The sequence below is a fragment of the Photorhabdus cinerea genome (assembly GCF_011189575.1).
Classification (GTDB): domain Bacteria; phylum Pseudomonadota; class Gammaproteobacteria; order Enterobacterales; family Enterobacteriaceae; genus Photorhabdus; species Photorhabdus cinerea.
On record NZ_PUJW01000010.1, the window covers coordinates 1 to 17,723 of the forward strand.

General features: G+C 41.7%; 14 protein-coding genes and 1 pseudogene. 10 read left to right on the forward strand and 5 right to left on the reverse strand.

What is annotated here, in order from left to right:
• Positions 1-1,086: 1,086 nt before the first annotated feature.
• The 8 genes and pseudogenes from C5469_RS10970 to C5469_RS24455 form a co-directional block, all read left to right on the forward strand.
• Entirely contained in the window at positions 1,087-1,719 is a 633-nt protein-coding gene (locus C5469_RS10970) for a response regulator transcription factor (RefSeq protein ID WP_166306103.1), read from the forward strand.
• On the forward strand, positions 1,716-3,254 hold the full coding sequence (locus C5469_RS10975; RefSeq protein WP_166306106.1) for an MASE1 domain-containing sensor histidine kinase: 1,539 nt from the start codon (positions 1,716-1,718) through the stop codon (positions 3,252-3,254). Before C5469_RS10970 ends, C5469_RS10975 begins: the two co-directional genes overlap by 4 nt.
• A gap of 94 nt (positions 3,255-3,348) precedes the next feature.
• Positions 3,349-4,680 (forward strand): MFS transporter family glucose-6-phosphate receptor UhpC, encoded by a 1,332-nt coding sequence (uhpC, locus tag C5469_RS10980; RefSeq protein WP_166306109.1) that lies wholly within the window; start codon positions 3,349-3,351, stop codon positions 4,678-4,680.
• A 17-nt stretch (positions 4,681-4,697) separates the two neighbouring features.
• On the forward strand, positions 4,698-5,729 hold the full coding sequence (locus C5469_RS10985) for an ABC transporter substrate-binding protein (RefSeq protein WP_166306112.1): 1,032 nt from the start codon (positions 4,698-4,700) through the stop codon (positions 5,727-5,729).
• 135 nt (positions 5,730-5,864) lie between these two features.
• Positions 5,865-7,943 carry an ABC transporter permease gene (locus tag C5469_RS10990; RefSeq protein ID WP_166306115.1) on the forward strand — a complete coding sequence of 693 codons (2,079 nt, stop codon included), beginning with the start codon at positions 5,865-5,867 and terminating at the stop codon, positions 7,941-7,943.
• Between the two features lie 15 nt (positions 7,944-7,958).
• The gene (gene fbpC / locus C5469_RS10995; RefSeq protein WP_166306118.1) at positions 7,959-9,014 is read left to right on the forward strand and encodes a ferric ABC transporter ATP-binding protein; all 1,056 of its coding nucleotides are present in this window, start codon (positions 7,959-7,961) and stop codon (positions 9,012-9,014) included.
• A gap of 76 nt (positions 9,015-9,090) precedes the next feature.
• Positions 9,091-9,213 (forward strand): hypothetical protein, encoded by a 123-nt coding sequence (locus C5469_RS23570; protein ID WP_423227323.1) that lies wholly within the window; start codon positions 9,091-9,093, stop codon positions 9,211-9,213.
• Positions 9,214-9,281: 68 nt separating this feature from the next.
• Positions 9,282-9,459 (forward strand): annotated as a pseudogene (locus C5469_RS24455) (BrnA antitoxin family protein); the annotation flags it as partial.
• A 167-nt stretch (positions 9,460-9,626) separates the two neighbouring features.
• Here the strand turns inward: C5469_RS24455 and C5469_RS11000 are convergent.
• The 4 genes from C5469_RS11000 to C5469_RS11015 all read right to left on the reverse strand — a co-directional run bounded on the left by C5469_RS11000 (position 9,627) and on the right by C5469_RS11015 (position 15,114).
• Complete coding sequence (locus tag C5469_RS11000; protein ID WP_166306121.1) at positions 9,627-9,803, reverse strand: hypothetical protein; 177 nt, start codon at positions 9,801-9,803, stop codon at positions 9,627-9,629.
• 5 nt (positions 9,804-9,808) lie between these two features.
• Complete coding sequence (locus C5469_RS24240; protein WP_166306124.1) at positions 9,809-12,619, reverse strand: aldehyde dehydrogenase family protein; 2,811 nt, start codon at positions 12,617-12,619, stop codon at positions 9,809-9,811.
• Positions 12,620-13,508: 889 nt separating this feature from the next.
• Positions 13,509-14,393: a threonine/serine dehydratase gene (locus C5469_RS11010; RefSeq protein ID WP_166306127.1), complete on the reverse strand. Its 885-nt coding sequence runs from the start codon at positions 14,391-14,393 to the stop codon at positions 13,509-13,511.
• A gap of 100 nt (positions 14,394-14,493) precedes the next feature.
• Positions 14,494-15,114, reverse strand: a complete 621-nt coding sequence (locus C5469_RS11015) for a TetR/AcrR family transcriptional regulator (protein WP_166306130.1) — start codon at positions 15,112-15,114, stop codon at positions 14,494-14,496.
• A 235-nt stretch (positions 15,115-15,349) separates the two neighbouring features.
• Here C5469_RS11015 and C5469_RS11020 point away from each other — a divergent pair, with 235 nt between their 5' ends.
• Both C5469_RS11020 and C5469_RS11025 read left to right on the forward strand, forming a co-directional pair.
• Entirely contained in the window at positions 15,350-16,570 is a 1,221-nt protein-coding gene (locus C5469_RS11020) for a Tm-1-like ATP-binding domain-containing protein (RefSeq protein WP_166306133.1), read from the forward strand.
• A gap of 480 nt (positions 16,571-17,050) precedes the next feature.
• Positions 17,051-17,482 carry a bleomycin resistance protein gene (locus C5469_RS11025; RefSeq protein ID WP_166306136.1) on the forward strand — a complete coding sequence of 144 codons (432 nt, stop codon included), beginning with the start codon at positions 17,051-17,053 and terminating at the stop codon, positions 17,480-17,482.
• Between the two features lie 131 nt (positions 17,483-17,613).
• On the opposite strand, the gene C5469_RS23585 is transcribed toward C5469_RS11025, so the two are convergent.
• Positions 17,614-17,700, reverse strand: coding sequence for an aromatic amino acid transport family protein (locus C5469_RS23585; protein ID WP_339414215.1), 87 nt, complete (start codon positions 17,698-17,700; stop codon positions 17,614-17,616).
• Positions 17,701-17,723 lie beyond the last annotated feature (23 nt).

Sequence of the window (17,723 nt, forward strand, 5' to 3'; positions counted from 1 at the left end):
TTGAATATTATGAATACGAGATGGGGACATTTCGTTTTGAAAGCTCGGTATCACAAGCCGCTCCTCAATAATAAAATAGAACGAAAGACATGAGTGTCATGTCATCACAAATTTCAGAAATGAAAAATCGGAACCCGCTATTTCCGAACAGGCCATTAGCCGGGCATAAAATAAGAGAAACCGACAAGGTGCGTTCAAACAAATATTCAAATTGACCAAACGAGTCATTTCTTAACCAAGGCGATTTTCTAAACAGTTTGACATAAAATCAAGCTATTTTTTGCCATAAAGCACTTTTTGTTTAATCTAAATCGGATATAAAAACCAAAGAACTCAATATAGGGTACACAATATATAAACCTAACTTAAACGATGCGGCATTTGTTAAACAAAAGAGTTGCATTTATTTTCACAAAATGGCAGGGATAGAAAATTCTATTATGTCAGGACAGTTCAGTGATGATGTAAATATCATTACCTTTATCTTACAATGAGCTATTTTATAACAACGAATAAGACGCATTATCTTCATACTGACAATCGATAATAAAATAAAGGTAAAAAAAGAATGATTATCAATTAGGTTAAGAAAATAAGAATAAATGCGCTTATACAAGTTAAAACAGGACATAAATAGTTTTATTATCAGGAGGTCAACCGCCCAAGAATAAGGCTAAATAAATCAATCAGAATATTATTACAATATCGACTAAGTTGATCCCCTATTTTATCGGTGACCTCCCGCTGTAATTATTTTCACAGCATCGTGAGGGATAAATCAGTACAGCAATCCACACAGGTTCGAGCTGCTAGCAGCAGGAACCCGGCACCTGAGCAATCAGATTGTCACCTACCCTCGCCTGAGTCACCAAGTACGAGGGGGGGGTGGATGTCAAACTCAACGTTATGTAGGTTGATCACAAACTCAAGGCTAACAAACCCGCTCTTCCACTGAATCTATTCAATTATCACCCAACAATTTACTAAATTTGTTAGCTTTCTTGCAGATTTAGTTGATTAATTTGCACAACCTGCCTTTCCTGCACATCATGTAAGTTATTGTGTTTATGATTAATAACAAAAATTATGATTAGAATTGCACTTATTGACGACCACGTAGTTGTCCGTTCCGGCTTTGCCCAATTACTGGCTCTTGAAAATGATCTTGAAATTACCGGGCAATATAGCAGCGCCAACGAAGCCTGGCTGGATTTACTCAGGAATCCTATTGATGTTGCAGTGATGGATATCGCGATGCCGGATGAAAGTGGTTTGCACTTGCTGACCCGGTTACGGCAAAAACGGCCCGATTTCCGTACCATTATTCTCAGTATTTATGACACCACGGCATTTGTACAAAGTGCGCTGGATGCCGGTGCCTGCGGCTATCTCACCAAACGATGTGGCCCGGAAGAGTTGGTGCAGGCAGTACGCTCCGTCCATAAAGGCGGTTGCTATCTGTGTGCTGATGCGCTGAAAGCACTGCGTCAGACACCACAAGATATTAAAGCGCTGCAAGTTCTGACCCTCAGAGAACGAGAAATATTTGATCTGCTTATCAATGGCATCAATGTTAAAACTATCGCAGAGCAACTCAGCCTCAGCCCCAAAACCGTTCATGTTCATCGGGCCAACATTCTTGGCAAATTACAGTGCGATAGCACTATCGATCTGGTTCATTACGCCCTGCAACACCAGATTCTAACGGGGAACCCATGAGCGTTGGACTACGATTTAGCCTGTTATCACTGTTTTTGCTGATTTTCTATTCACTGAGCTGGCTTGCTCTGTGGACCATCAGTTTCTACCTGAATGATAACGGGCAACAAGCCACATTGCTTCTGCCACAAGGATTACGGCTGGCACTGTTTATTCTACTGGGCCGTCGCTACCTGCCAACCTTATTAGTCACTGAGGTTATCATCTTACTATGGCTCGGCAGCGAACAGCTTATTACTGACAATATCATGCTGTTATCGCCATTTCTCAGCCTGATACCCACTTTTATGGTCCAGCGGATCTGGTGGCGCTATACCTTGTATTGGCAACGGCTCTCTATTCTGTTGGCAGGCATCGCCACCAACAGTGTATTACAGGCAGCCTGTTTGGGATTGACTCTGACCGCCGGAACCAACCACTTATTTCTTACCTCACTAACGGGTGGTGTTTTGCTGTCACCTTTTGTTTATCTGATCTATGAATATCTGCGTCAGCAACAGTTGAGAAATATGCTGGATTCTGACTATTCTGATCCACAGTTACGCACTTCCCTGCTGATGTGGTGCTGCCTGTTCTGCTTGCTAGGGCTGAGTGCCCAGATCTTTATATCACCAGAAATTGAGAGTCTTTTGGTAATACTGATATTTATCCCCAATGTATTTATGGCCTATCGTTATGGCTGGCAAGGTGGCGTACTGGCTGCTTTATTGGGCAGTCTGATGATCACATCAGCCCGGCAATTCAACGGGGCTTTTGACGATTTAGGTGAACTGGAAATGTTCCTGACCATTCAAGCGCTATTGGGAATCGGGCTTGGGATAGCTATCAGCCGTCAGCAGCAACTCGCCGAAAACCTGCAACGCTATCGTGAACGACTGGAGCAGGAGCTAACCGCCCGCCATATCCTGATGAAGAAGCTAGTTCATACAGAAGAGGATGTCTGTAAAAGTATTGCCCGCGAGTTACATGATGAAATTGGTCAGAATATTACTGCCATTCAGATTCAGGCAACGTTAGTAAAACGGACTGCCACTTCCCCAGCAACAGAAATGATCGCAGAGCAGATCAATCATCTGGCTCAACAAATTCATCAATCCACCCGTCAATTACTGCGCCAATTGCGACCTCCGGTTCTGGAAGAGATGTCTTTAGAAAAAGCACTCCACCATCTGATCAATGAATTCGCATTCAAACAGCAGGATATTGATTGCCAGTTGAATTACCTGCTCACCCAAAATCCAGCGAATGAAACGGTGGTTTTTACCCTTTATCGTCTGGTTCAGGAATTGCTGAACAATATCAGTAAACATGCTAACGCTAGCCGAATCAATATTACGTTGCGACAACGCAGAGATGTGATTGAACTCAGAATCAGTGATAACGGAATCGGTATCACTGAAGATAAAAGGAAAAGCGGCTTTGGTCTTCAAGGCATTGAAGAACGTATCCGGGCGCTAGGCGGAGACTGGCAGTTAAGCAATGATAACGGCACACGCATAATTGTTAACCTGCCCACAAATTCTGATGAAAATTAGACGTAACTAAGAATTATTCTTAGTTACCTAAAACCTTACCCCATCCATTTTCATTAATTTTTCTTTACATTCTCTTTTCATGGAGGAATCGCCCATGCCAGCCACCAGCCAGGAACAGATCTCACAACACTATCGCTACTGGCGTAGCCGTTTGCTGATTTCCATGATCATTGGCTATGCCGCATTTTATCTGACGCGAAAAAGCTTCAATTTTGTCATGCCAGTTATGCAGCTGGAATTAGGGCTAGATAAAGGAGATATCGGCTGGATAACCAGTCTGTTTTATCTGGCTTATGGCGGCTCAAAATTTGTTTCCGGTGTATTTCATGATCGCACCGGCTATCGCTGGTTTATGGGTGCTGGATTAATGATGACAGGCGCATTGAACATTATGTTCGCTTTTTGCTCATCATTTTCTGCCCTACTGATCATCTGGACACTGAACGGCTTCTTTCAGGGCTGGGGATGGCCCCCTTGTGCAAGGTTACTGACACACTGGTACTCCCGCAATGAACGAGGTTTTTGGTGGGGATGCTGGAATATCTCCATCAATATTGTCGGCATTACAATCCCGATGCTGTCAGCTTTTCTGGCAACAACTTACAGCTGGCAGGCTGCTTTGATGATGCCTGGAGTTATCGGTATTTTACTGGGTATCTGGCTCTGCTATCAGCTATGTGACAGACCACAGCAACAAGGTTTACCCAGTATAGGGCGCTGGCGACAGGATTTACTGGAACTTCGGCACGAACAGCTATCGCCGCCCATGCCGATGATGCAGATACTGCGGGATACGATTCTAATTAACAAAACTATCTGGCTGTTGGGGTTCTCCTACATTCTGGTCTACCTCATCAGAATGGCGATTAATGACTGGGGGAATCTGTGGTTGTCAGAAACACATGGCGCTAATCTGCTCAGTGCCAATGCAACACTTTCACTGTTTGAACTCGGTGGTTTGGTAGGAGCGCTCTTCTCTGGTTGTGGATCGGATTTACTGTTCCGTGGTCAGCGCGCTCCAATGATTCTTCTATTCGCACTGGGGCTATTTATCTCTGTCACCGCATTGTGGCTAACCCCCATTCATCACTATGCACTATTAGCAGTCTGTTTTTTCAGCATCGGTTTTTTTGTTTTTGGCCCGCAAATGCTGATTGGGTTGGCAGCCACAGAATATTGCCATAAACAAGCCGCCGGCACGGTCACTGGTTATTTGGGATTGTACGCCTATTTGGGCGCTGCAATGGCAGGCTGGCCATTGAGCCAGGTGGTTGCACACTACGGTTGGTCAGGAATATTTGCTCTGCTCACCGTCGCATCTGCCATGATGGGTTTGCTATTAATGCCTCTGTTAATGGCAGACGTTAGTAAAAGGGAACATATGGCAGGGATAACATCGCCATTTTCCAATGATAAGAAGGTCTGAATAAAAAGGACAAAATAATGAAACTGAAACCTCTCTCTACACTCGTCGCAGCGGGTCTGGTCATTGCTGCATTTACCAGCAATGCTCAGGCCGCTGGCCGTTTGATCGTTTATTGCAGTGCAACTAACGCCTTATGCGAAGCTGAAACCAGAGCATTCGGTGAAAAATACAATGTAAAAACAACTTTTGTCCGCAATGGTTCAGGTAGCACCCTGGCAAAAATTGAGGCAGAAAAGCGTAATCCACAGGCTGACGTTTGGTATGGCGGTACGCTTGACCCACATTCTCAGGCGGGTGAGATGGATCTGCTAGCCGCCTATAAATCCCCTAATCTGACACAAATCATGCCGCAGTTTCGCGATCCCGCCAAACGTAAAGGCAACTACACCTCCGCAGTTTACGTCGGTATTCTTGGCTATGGCGTCAATACCGAACGCCTGAAAGAGAAAAAGATCCCGATCCCAACCTGCTGGAAAGATCTGACCAAACCGATATATAAAGGTGAAATTCAAATTGCTGACCCTCAAAGCTCAGGCACGGCTTACACCGCACTGGCAACTTTTGTCCAGTTATGGGGCAAAGATCAGGCATTTGATTACTTGAAAAAACTGAACACCAACATCTCTCAGTACACTAAATCCGGTGTCGCCCCGGCGCGGAACGCAGCCCGGGGTGAATCCACCATTGGCATCGGTTTCCTGCATGATTACTCATTGGAAGTCGAAAATGGCGCACCACTGAAACTTATCGCACCATGTGAAAGTACAGGTTATGAAATCGGTGGTGTCAGCATCATCAAAAATGCCCGCAATATGGACAACGCTAAGCTGTTCGTTGACTGGGTACTATCCAAAGAAGCACAGGAACTTAGCTGGAAGAAAGGTAAAGCCTATCAAATCCTGACCAATACCACAGCGAAAGCTTCTCCTTTGGCACTTAAATTGTCCGATCTAAAATTGATCAATTACGACATGGACAAATTCGGCGCCAGTGATGTGCGTAAAGAGCTAATCACCAAATGGGTGACAGAAGTGAAAATGGCTAAATAAGGTCAATCAAGGGCGGATCACTCCGCCCTTAGAAACTATCCATCAGGCTTATTCGATTTTTCCACATTAATAACGCCTGCAGGGATAAATTCTTACTGCTGCTATCTCACGATAATAATAAAAAAGAGGGAAATTATGTTTCACACTTTTATTTTGCCTATCAGACAGAAGCGGGATGCTGTGTTCTGGTGGATTGCCTTGGCGTGGTTGTCTTTCGCCCTTTTACCATCATGGAGCCTGGACTACGGCCTCTTCGATTCTACTCAAGATGAAATTCTCTCCTCCTATGGCTGGAACGGATTAAACTTTAGCTTACTGTGGTTCCTGTTACCATCAGTACTACTACTGCGTCCACTGACACCAGCAAACTGTAATCAGCGTAACCGCCACTATTTTGATGCGGGTTATGCCTTATTATGTGCTTTGTTGGTCATTATCAGTGCGGCCCTTATCGGACGTGGACTAGGCTACTCTACAATTATCCTGTTTATCTCACTGGGCGCGATTATCACTCTGGCCCTGACTCGCCTTGAATGGCTAGGGGGGGACAGTTTTGTCATTGGCTCACTGGTCACCGTTGTTGCCCTGATCGGCGTATTTATCCTTTATCCCAGTATCGCCATTTTTATTCCGATGTTTACCGATGATGCCGGTCAGTTTGCTCCGTTCGCTTTTATATCGATATTGGGGCAGCCACATATTATTCAGGTTATCACTAACTCTATTTTGCTCTCTGTGTCCGTTGCTATAGGCTGTACTTTCTTCGGTCTGGTGCTGGCAATTTACACCTCCAGAATTGCCCGCCGCTCCGCCATTATTGGCCGGGTATTCTCTATTTTGCCCATCGTAACACCGCCATTTGTTGTCGGTTTAGGCGTCACATTGATGATGGGCCGCTCCGGTTACATTACTGAGTTTATGGCAACCTGGTTCGGCCTGACCAACACCAATTGGCTGTATGGTTTTACCGGTATCTGGTTGGCCCAGGTACTGGCTTTTACGCCAATGGCATTTATGATCCTTGATGGTGCCATCAAAACCATCCATCCCTCGCAGGAAGAAGCCTCCTATACTCTGCGCGCCAATCGTTATCAGACTTTCTTTAATGTATTCATACCACTGCTGAAACCCGCACTGGCGAACGCTTTCCTAATTGTGATTGTTCAATCACTGGCAGATTTCAGTAACCCACTGGTACTGGGTGGTAGTTTTGATGTACTGGCGACTCAAATTTATTTCTATATCACCGGCTCTCAACTTGACTATCAAGCTGCCAGTACTCTCGGTGCTTCGCTTCTGGTTTTCTCTCTGCTGATATTCTGCGTCCAGTATATGTGGATTGGTAAACGCTCCTATGTCACGGTTTCTGGCAAATCCTATCGTGGTGATGTACAACCGTTGCCAAATTCGCTGGTTTGGGGTGTCTGTACCATCCTGTTTATCTGGGTTGTATCCAACATTCTGTTATACGGCAGCATCTTCTACGGCAGTTTCACCGTCAACTGGGGAGTGGATTACACCCTGACTTTGGACAACTTTATCAAGCTGTTCGGTCAAGGGATGCATGACGGCGCATGGCCTTCATTGCTGGATACCCTACTCTACGCCGGTATCGCCGCCCCCATCACTGCGATCCTCGGTCTGCTGATCGCTTATATTGTCGTGAGGCAGGAATTTCGTGGTAAGAAAACTATCGAATTCACCACTATGCTGTGCTTTGCCGTACCGGGTACAGTTGCAGGGGTTTCCTACATTCTGGCCTTCAATGATTCACCTTTTTATCTCACCGGAACCGCAGCTATTGTCATCATCTCCATGACTATGCGAAACGTACCGGTAGGTATCCGCGCAGGTATTGCCGGTCTTGGACAGATTGACAAATCATTGGATGAAGCCTCGCTGAGCCTGCGAGCCGGCTCGATGAGAACTATTTTCCACATTTTGTTGCCGTTACTGCGCCCAGCAATTCTGTCTGCACTGATTTACAGCTTTGTCCGTGCCATTACCACCGTCAGCGCTATTGTATTCTTAGTCACACCTGATACCCGTGTAGCAACCGCTTATATTCTGAACCGGGTGGAAGATGGTGAATATGGGGTTGCTATCGCTTATGGCTCTATCCTGATTGTGGTCATGCTGGCCATTATTTTCCTATTTGACTATTTGATTGGTGAAGCTCGGGTTTCCCGTTCTAAAGCCAAAAATGCACAGTAATCACGGAGTAAGGACATGACACACCAAAATTTTGTCGAACTGAAAAATGTAACTAAACGGTTCGGTAGCAACACCGTGATCGATAATCTGGATCTATCTATCCCACAAGGACATATGGTCACACTGTTGGGGCCATCTGGTTGCGGTAAAACCACCGTATTACGTTTAGTTGCCGGGCTGGAAAAACCCAGCGAAGGCAAGATTTTCATTGATGGTGAAGATGTTACAGATCGCTCTATTCAGCAACGAGATATCTGTATGGTATTCCAGTCCTACGCCCTGTTTCCGCATATGTCGCTGGGAGAAAATATTGGCTACGGTTTAAAAATGCTGGGGAGACCTAAAGCGGAGATACGCGAGCGAGTTAAGGAAGCTCTGGAACTGGTCGATCTGGGTGGTTTTGAAGATCGTTATGTCGATCAAATCTCCGGCGGACAACAACAACGTATTGCCCTCGCTCGCGCCTTAATCCTTAAGCCCAAAGTACTGCTTTTCGATGAACCACTGAGTAACCTTGATGCTAACTTACGCCGCAATATGCGCGAGAAAATCCGCGAATTGCAGCAACAATTTAACATCACCTCGCTATATGTTACTCATGATCAAAGTGAAGCATTTGCGGTCTCCGATACCGTGTTGGTGATGAATAAAGGCAAAATCATGCAAATTGGCGCACCACAAACGCTATATCGCCAGCCAGCATCTGAGTTTATGGCGAGTTTCATGGGAGATGCCAATATCTTTCCTGCTACTTTGGGCGCTGATTATGTAGAAATTTTCCATTATCGCCTGCCACGACCAGAAAACTTCACCAGTAACCAGCAAGCCGTAACTGTAGGCGTCAGGCCAGAAGCTGTGACTCTAAGTCATCACGGACATGCAAGCCAGCTCTGCACCATCAGCCATGTGGCTTACATGGGGCCACAATATGAAGTGACTGTAGACTGGCAAGATCAAACTTTGCTACTACAAATCAATGCCACCCAATTGCAACCTAATGTTGGTGATAATTATTATCTGGAAATTCATCCATTTGGGATGTTTATTTTGGCAGAGAAAAGTAACCGTTAATTTAATTGCAAAAAATCCTGACTTTTAGATCAGGAGGCCGCCATACGGCGGCCTGGGATGGGGAGCCTAGTTATGCATGCGCTGGCAGACGATTGGAACAGTGAAAGAATGTGTGGTTGTTCTGATCGCTCACACGACACGGTTTGAAGATGGTACGAAGGTTATTCGTATTATCAAATGTACGAAAAGCAGAACGTAATGAGAGGAAACGTTATGAACATGGTTAGATACAACCGAAGCGAACTGCCGCCTCTGACTGAAAAATAGGAATCTGAACTTAAAGCACTGTCCAGCAAACTTGATAATGATATTGATTATAGTGACATCGCACGGCTGAATGAAGATTTCTGGAAGAAAGCTGCACGGGGGACGGTTCTATCGTCCGGTAAAAACACAGGCATCAGTCAGGATTGATGTTGATGTATTAGCTTGGCTTAAAGAACCAGTGTTCATAATTTTCTTTGCTAGTATTAATCGTATTATTAACCTTGGCAGACCTGATTAAATAAAATGGAGTGAAGCTCGTGGAATGGGTGATTGGTGGAATAATTTTATTGATGATTCTTGGCGCGATCTTTAAGCCAAGTAGATGTGATGTTTGTAACACTGACTTCAAAAGAAAATAGCAGGGAGCGCTGACATAATACCCAGCGTAGCCGGATTATGCTCTTGACCTGCCAGCTTCAAACTGACCATAGGTAATGTATATCCCATCGCTAATCCTACGAGAGATGCACCTAATACAATTGATATTATATATGGTTTTGTCGTTTTGAAGCTGGCTTGCATTTATTTTATCCGTTATAAGGTTCAACCAAATACTGATATATATCACGCTGCGGCAATGTACTTCCACTAATTCGATTTCCTTCATACCAAAGGCACGACGCTGCCGGTCCCTGGCCACCATATGGAAGATAACCGTGTTCTTCCCGATGTAAGTCAGTATTATTAAGAATGCTATCTGGCAAATGAAAACGTTCACTTAATTGATTATGAATATAGTCACTTGTACCAAACAAAGAGATATACATCGCATTAGCAGCATACAAAGGATCAGAAAAATAATCAGTCAATTCTTGATCATGATAATATCTTTGTAAGAAAAAGACAGGAGCAAAAAACTCTTTATAATTGCCACCTAACGATAACGCCTTCTCGAAAATAGTGGGTTTTATCATGCCATTTATAGGATTGACTTCTCCTCCATATGTACAATATGGCCTGTTATCTTTAAATACCGATGCAATTTTTACACTGTGATCAATATCGCTATTGGGACCAACTATATTTTTATAATTGCTATAAGGTCCAACTTTATCTTCAATATTTTTCAAATCAGAGACTAATCGTTCCCTGAATAGATCGTATATATCATTGTGCACTAATATGGTGTTTGGACCAGCACAATCCTGCCCTTGATTATAAAGAACAACTCGCTTCGCACTTTCAACTGCCAGATCAATGTCTGCATCTCTTGAGATAATCAGAGGGTTATGGCCAGCGCCATTAAGGATAAATAATGTGTTTTTCCTAAAATGCTTACGTACTTTGATGGCATTCTCTGGTGTACCTGTAAAGATTACAGCATCCGTTATTTTTACTCGCTGACTTAAAAATAACTCTTTGTCTTCATAAGAAATAGATAATGCTGGAGAAAACTCAGATAAATTAAGAATCTCCGCAAATTTCTTATAATGCATATGCATTGCTGTAGGCGGGCGTATACATACGTTTTCTGCCATCAGCGAGGGTATAAAACCAAAGCACACAGATGCGTAAATAGGTTGGTTAAGAGGAAGAAACGATGTAACACCATAAATTTTCTTTTGGAAATATTTACTGTTTTTCTCAATATTACTTAAGACATCTACTGAGCGAAGAATTTCATCCTCGGTCACGTTTTTACACTGATAACCGGAGAGCGCATTCACCAAAGCTTCACAATTCTTCTGTAAAGCAGAGGAAAGTTCGTCACATTTTTTTTTGATTTCGCTGAAATCAATATTACCGTATAACTTAGTCATATGTATTTGACTCTCCTCGATTATATCTTTTATTAACATATCTTTCTGAGCCATATTATTTTTACTAGTCACTATATTTTTATATGGATTTTCAAAATGAGTTAAAATATTCTCCATACAATTTAAATCTAACCATGTTTTAATTCGTGGGCCTTCTATATCGCCAAATAACCCTCTATAAAGCAGCGACCATATTTGAGATAATTCATTATCCGGAAAATATTCTTCATACATCTTAGTTATAAGCCGGAAAAGTTGTTCTTTAGATGATATTTCTCCGGAGCTTATCAAGTCAGAAATGGCTGAAAAATATTTTTCCTCTTTAATATTTCTTAACCCTTCATTTGTATTGCTACGCGTCCTTATGTAATAGTTATAACTTATTTCTAATTCCTGATCTGAAATCGACTCTCCCTGTTTTTTATATAGATTCAGGAAATTTCCAGCTGCGAACTTACTCGCCGGTTTTGATGCGCATAATATTCTTGCTATCTTCGAAAAAGACAATCTTTTCCTGTCTTTTTTCGCAATATTCACTTGATCATTTAAGAGTGGCGCCTGTTCTACATAAAATTTATAAGATTTCTGTGGCTCTTTTGATAAGTAAATTCGGATTGCATCCCGTGTAAGCAGATTACGAACATCATCCAGAGAAAAGCCATTCCCTTTTGATTTTGATATTTTTTTACCTGAAACATCAAGAAAAAGCCCATACTTGTAAAAACGTGGACCCGGTCTGTCTAATGCAGCCGCGATCTCACGAACAATGGATGCAGAGGCTAGCAGATCTTCACCATGCATTTCAAAATGAATATTTCTGGAAAGAATGCGCATCCCCCAGTCTGCTTTCCACTGTAGTTTAGACTTACCATTCAGTACTGAAATAGTTTGCTCTTGATCCAATATTTCATTTTTATAGAGTTCCCGAATTTCTACTCCGTATTCATAACCGGGTTTATTAACAACTTCATCACCCGGTATGTAATAGGTAATTTCGCCAGATTCTGAGTTTACTCCTGTCACAACAATATGCTCAAGTACTGCCCCAGTCTTTTCAGAAATGGGCATTATCATACTATATGTTCTTTGTCTTAAAGACCCTGTAGACTCCTTGCATATCTGATTTATCACCGGAAAATGTTGGAGAAACAATTTAATTTCATCATTGTAATCTCCATTTCGATAAGCTAACGAGTTTCTTACCAGTTGACAATCTATTTCATATTCTGCGGCAAGCTTCATTAATTGGTATTCAGCCATTTCAGAAAATGACTGGAAGTTCCCGAAAGGATCTGGCACCTGGCTTACCGGTCGGCCTAAATAGGGAGTTAATTTTTCAGGATTTGGAACATTCAAAGGAATTTTTCTAAAAGGGTCCAAATCATCTGAAACGAGATAAAAGTTAACTGTTCTGCCGGCTTTCTCCAATTCAGTTTGTATAAGATTGGCCCGAAGAATTTCACAAAGGGTGCCTATATGTGGAAGTCCTGTTGGTCCAAAACCAGCTTCAATATTGATTGATTCTCCAGACGGTATAGCCTGATTAATTTTGAATGCTTCCTCGACATACCATTTCACTTACGATTACCTCTTTCATAACATGATGCTTATTTAGGGTTAATGGTGATAAATACGGTAGTGCTGCCAGGTTGACAGGAAACCACTAATAATCCTGATAGAAAAACTATTTAAGATGTTAAATTATTCTGTTTTTTGTGTAAGCCACTAACCTTATATATTACTTTTAAAAAGCAAACAATTAACGTTAGTTAATTAATTTAATCAACTATAACTATCAGTTAAATTCACTCTAAACTCCTTCCACTGCCACCAGAGTAACAAGTGATGAAGTTTAATAATGCCCTTTTTAGGAAAAAACAAAATTAATGTAATTGTTGTTTCTGGTCAAGCAGTACTCATAATTTTTTTATATTTTTTCTCCCTTTCTTTATAAATTATTTTGATTAACATGTTTGTACTAAATCCTTTTCACCAAAAATGCTAATAGATTTGCATAGGTGAAATAAATAAGCTATGGAAAGTAATGCAATGAGGTGACTGAAAGTGAATTTTTATCTTTAATAACAAAGAAAATATTCAATATTCATTAAATATTTTTATACTCTTCATCTTTCAAGTTGCTGCTTTGTTGGCTGCTTTCACTTACCCCAGCCACATCGTTATCTATGCTCCTGGGGATGCGTTCATTTGCCGCCGCGCTGCAATTTGAAATCTATTGGGTATATCCAGAATAGAATCCTGACAGTGTATTGAAAGCCATAAAGACATCACAAGACAAAAATAACAAGCCAAACTTCAAAAAGTAGAAAGAATTAGGCAAGCCGGAAACGCTAACGCACAATATTAAATGATAACCTCCTTTATTGGGCCTACATTCTGTACGATTGAATAATAAAATTTTTTTTCACGGAAATATCAAAATATGAAACTTTTATCGCGTCTGAGATTATCTTGCCAATAAAGCGCAATAATGTGCAATATCCACATTCCCTCCACTAACAATGATCCCAATGTTTTGCCCTTGCAATTGCTGACTTATTTGACGTACAGCAGCAAAACTCAAGCACCCTGTTGGCTCAACAATCATCTTCATTCTTTCTGCATAAAAACGCATTGTCTCCACCAACTCCTCATCAGAAACAGTGAAAATATCATCAATATTTTTTCGGATAATTTCGTAAGTATATTGTCCAATATGCTGAGTTTGCGCACCATCAGCAATCGTTTTAGGTGTATCAATATGAATAATTTTCCCCTGACGAAATGACTGCTGGGCATCATTACCCGCTTCCGGCTCTACACCATAAATTTTACATCCGGGAGATAAATAACGGGCAGCAAGTGCACTCCCTGAAAGCAAACCACCACCACCGAGACAGACAAACAACGCATCCAGCTCACCAACTTCTTCAAACAACTCTTTTGCTGCAGTTCCTTGCCCGGCAATAATATGCGGATGATCATAAGGAGGAATTAGGGTCAGCCCCTGATTTTCTGATAATTCACGGCCAATCTGTTCACGATCATTCACATAACGATCATAAAAAATCACTTTACCACCATAGCCTTTAGTCGCATCCACCTTAGCGGCTGGTGCATCGTGCGGCATGATGATTGTGGCTGGAATATTCAATATACGGGCTGATAACGCATTAAAAGCACCACGAAATTTAAACGCCCCCATTCGCTGGTAGTTTTCACATTTAAAAAATAACCTGGCTCCTGTCATTTCATCCGCAGTACGGGAAGTCAGGACTGGAGTACGGTAAACATAGTTTTCTATACGCCTGGCGGCGGCAACCACATCATCGTATACAGGGATATTTTGCATAGGAATCACCATCAGTTAAATGAAATTATAGACAAAATATCCACTATAAAATAATTCGTCAATAATAAGGCGTTGTTACTCAACGATTTATCATGAATAACTATAATTCAGAGTCTCTGTGCGCCTGATTAATAATGGCTTTTGCCATCCATTTAGTGATTTCAATAACTTTTGCATCATCCATATGCCAGATATCTTTCATCACTAAAAAAACTTCGGAACCATAAATCAGGGAAAAAGAACGAATGACGTTTTCCAGAGTGTCCGGTGGAAAATGCCCTTTTAATGGTTCAACAACCATCGAAAGGATCTCTTTACGGTGCCCACGAACCAGTTTCTTTTCCTGTTTATCCTCAGATGAACGCCCCTGAGCCCATTGCTGTAATGAAACTAAAAGAGCAGCTCTCAATGCACCTTCATGTTGGAACATCCGGGGATAGGCAAAATCCAATAATTCAATAATCCGCTCCTCAGTATTTTCACTGGAAGGCTTCCAGGTGAGGATCGGCCCAAGGCTAGCACTAACGATTGCATCAATTAAATCGCTTTGCGTCGGAAAATAGCGGTATGCCGTTGCTCTGGAAACCCCTGTATATATTGCCAATTCGGAAACTGAAGGTATCGCTCTCTGCTCAAAAAGTTCCAATGCAGCATTTATCAGCAATGTATAAGTTTTTTTCCGAGTACCAGTAAAATGAGGTTTAGTATTCGAGTCCATCATTGCCACAACTCTTTCACAATAAGATTCTCTATATAAGCGTATGGTTAAAATATTTTTTCGACATCATCACTCTACTTAATTACCTACAAAACGCCCAAATTGATTCAATTTATTTACAAATAAAATGAGATGATAGTCTCAATTTGATGATATAACAGTGATACTCAAGTCTCATATTGACTATAATCTATCCATAAGTTAGTAGTCAGCACTAGGGGAAGCATTCATAATTATAATGAAAAATAACCAGGGCTATGTTTATATTACCACCATTTTTGATACCAAGAGTGCAGAAATCCTCTACGTCAGGGATCTGATAGAAAAAACTGGCCTTGCCGTTCGCACTGTGGACTTGACTACTAAACCTAGCCCACTGGAAAGAGGTGCGGATATTACTTCACTAACAGTAGCAGAGCATCATCCACAAGGCAAAGAAGCCGTTTTCTGTGGTGATCGGGGTAAAGCAATTTCCGCAATGGCAATCGCCTTTAAAACTTTTTTATCAAGACAAACTGATATTTTAGCTATTCTGGGGCTAGGGGGTTCTGGCGGGACAGCACTGATCACACCCGCCATGCAGTCTTTACCTGTAGGTATACCAAAACTTATGGTTTCTACCATGGCTTCCGGTAATGTTTCTGGGTATGTTGGAGTTAGTGATATCGCTATGCTGTATTCAGTCACTGATGTATCTGGCCTTAACCGCATCTCTCGTCAGGTATTAAAGAATGCGGCCAACCAAATTGCTGGCGCAGTTTATTTTCATGAAGAGTGCAATATCGAAGATAAGCCTGCTATTGGCCTGACAATGTTTGGTGTGACAACACCTTGTATACAGTTGCTGACCAAAGAGCTGGAACAGCAATATGACTGTTTGGTTTTCCATGCAACCGGCAGCGGTGGCAAAACCATGGAAAAACTGGCCGAAAGTCGCTTGCTTAACAGTCTGCTTGATATAACCACAACTGAAGTCTGTGACTATTTATTTGGCGGTATTCTGGCCTGTGATGTTGACCGTTTGAGTGCAATAGCCCGCACAAAAACACCTTATATTGGTTCTTGCGGGGCGTTGGATATGGTGAATTTCGGCCATCCGAATACTATTCCGGGACACTATAAAAACAGGCAATTTTACCGCCATAATCCCCATGTAACATTAATGCGCACCACACCAGAAGAGAATTATCAAATGGGGATTTGGATTGCTGAAAAACTTAATCAGTGCGAAGGAAAAGTGAAATTTATTATTCCTGAAGGTGGTTTTTCTGCTCTGGATATTGAAAATGGACCATTCTGGAACCCTGAAGCGACTCAAGCATTCATCAACGCTTTTGAGTCTACATTTATAGAAATGGAAAATAGACAACTGATTAAAAGTTCTCATCACGTGAATTCATCTGAATTTTGCCAACAAGTGATCAGCGAATATCAGCAAATGATGAATTCAGTTGTATAGAAAGTTCAAAATCAAAACAGGAGGAAAACTTAATGAACCAGAACACTGGCGATAATGCCAGTACAGAAGCAGTATTGACACTGAAAGATTATGTACAACTAATTAATGACTAGGCAAAAAGTTGCCCAAATAGGGCATTCTGATGCTATTGTTCTATTAGCCGCGACTTCTACGGTACGTCTGTCGAGTAATCGCACTAAAAGAGTAAAAGTAACCAAATATTCGTGTTCCAAAGGGAAGCCACAAGAACTTCCTGTTAATAACTGAGCCGTAACATGTTGGAAGTTAACAAACTAAATTAAAACATAAATATACCTGCTTTGTTTTCTTCCTTTCGGAGCATATTTCCGTCAACACCAGGCTCCTGCGGCCCCCACCGCAGGAGTTTTTTTATGGATATACGGGCAATTAAAACTTGATAAGATATGGATAGTGGCATTCAATACACCAAACAACAGAATCAAAACTTAGGAATAGCGTATGGCTCAAAACGAACCTTATTGGAATCGTATGGTTCCAGAACTTACCGTTACTAATTTTTCTCTATCTCTGGATTTTTACCAAAGAATTCTCAGCTTCCAGTTACTTATTCGTCGAGATAAACCAAACTTTGCATATTTAGAATTAGGCGAAGCACAACTCATGCTTGAAGCACTACATGATGATGGCTGGAACATAGCCCCATTAAATTATCCCCTAGGAAGAGGTGTGAATTTTCAGATTGAAGTCGATGATTTGACTCCTTTATTGAACAGCTTAAAAGCTAATTCGATAAAACTATACCGAGAAGTTAAAGATAATCATTATTATATTAATGAAGTAATTGCATGCCAACGAGAATTTTTGGTGCAAGATCCTGATGGCTATCTGCTACGATTCAGTCAATTTATAGAAAATATAATGACATATTGAACATAATATTCTGTTATACCGGATAATCTCCTCACTTTTTCCAATATATAATATTTCGCTTCGTTCTCAATGAGAATTTAGGGGGAGAATTCCGCAGTTTTGTTAAAACAACCCAATTTAGTATCATCGGATTACAAACAATCAGCCAAATAATCAAATACCCCAAGAGTGACACCAGGGAATGAATTGGCGACAGCCAAGTTAGAACATAGGGTCAAAATAGATTCAGTGCCGAACTGTT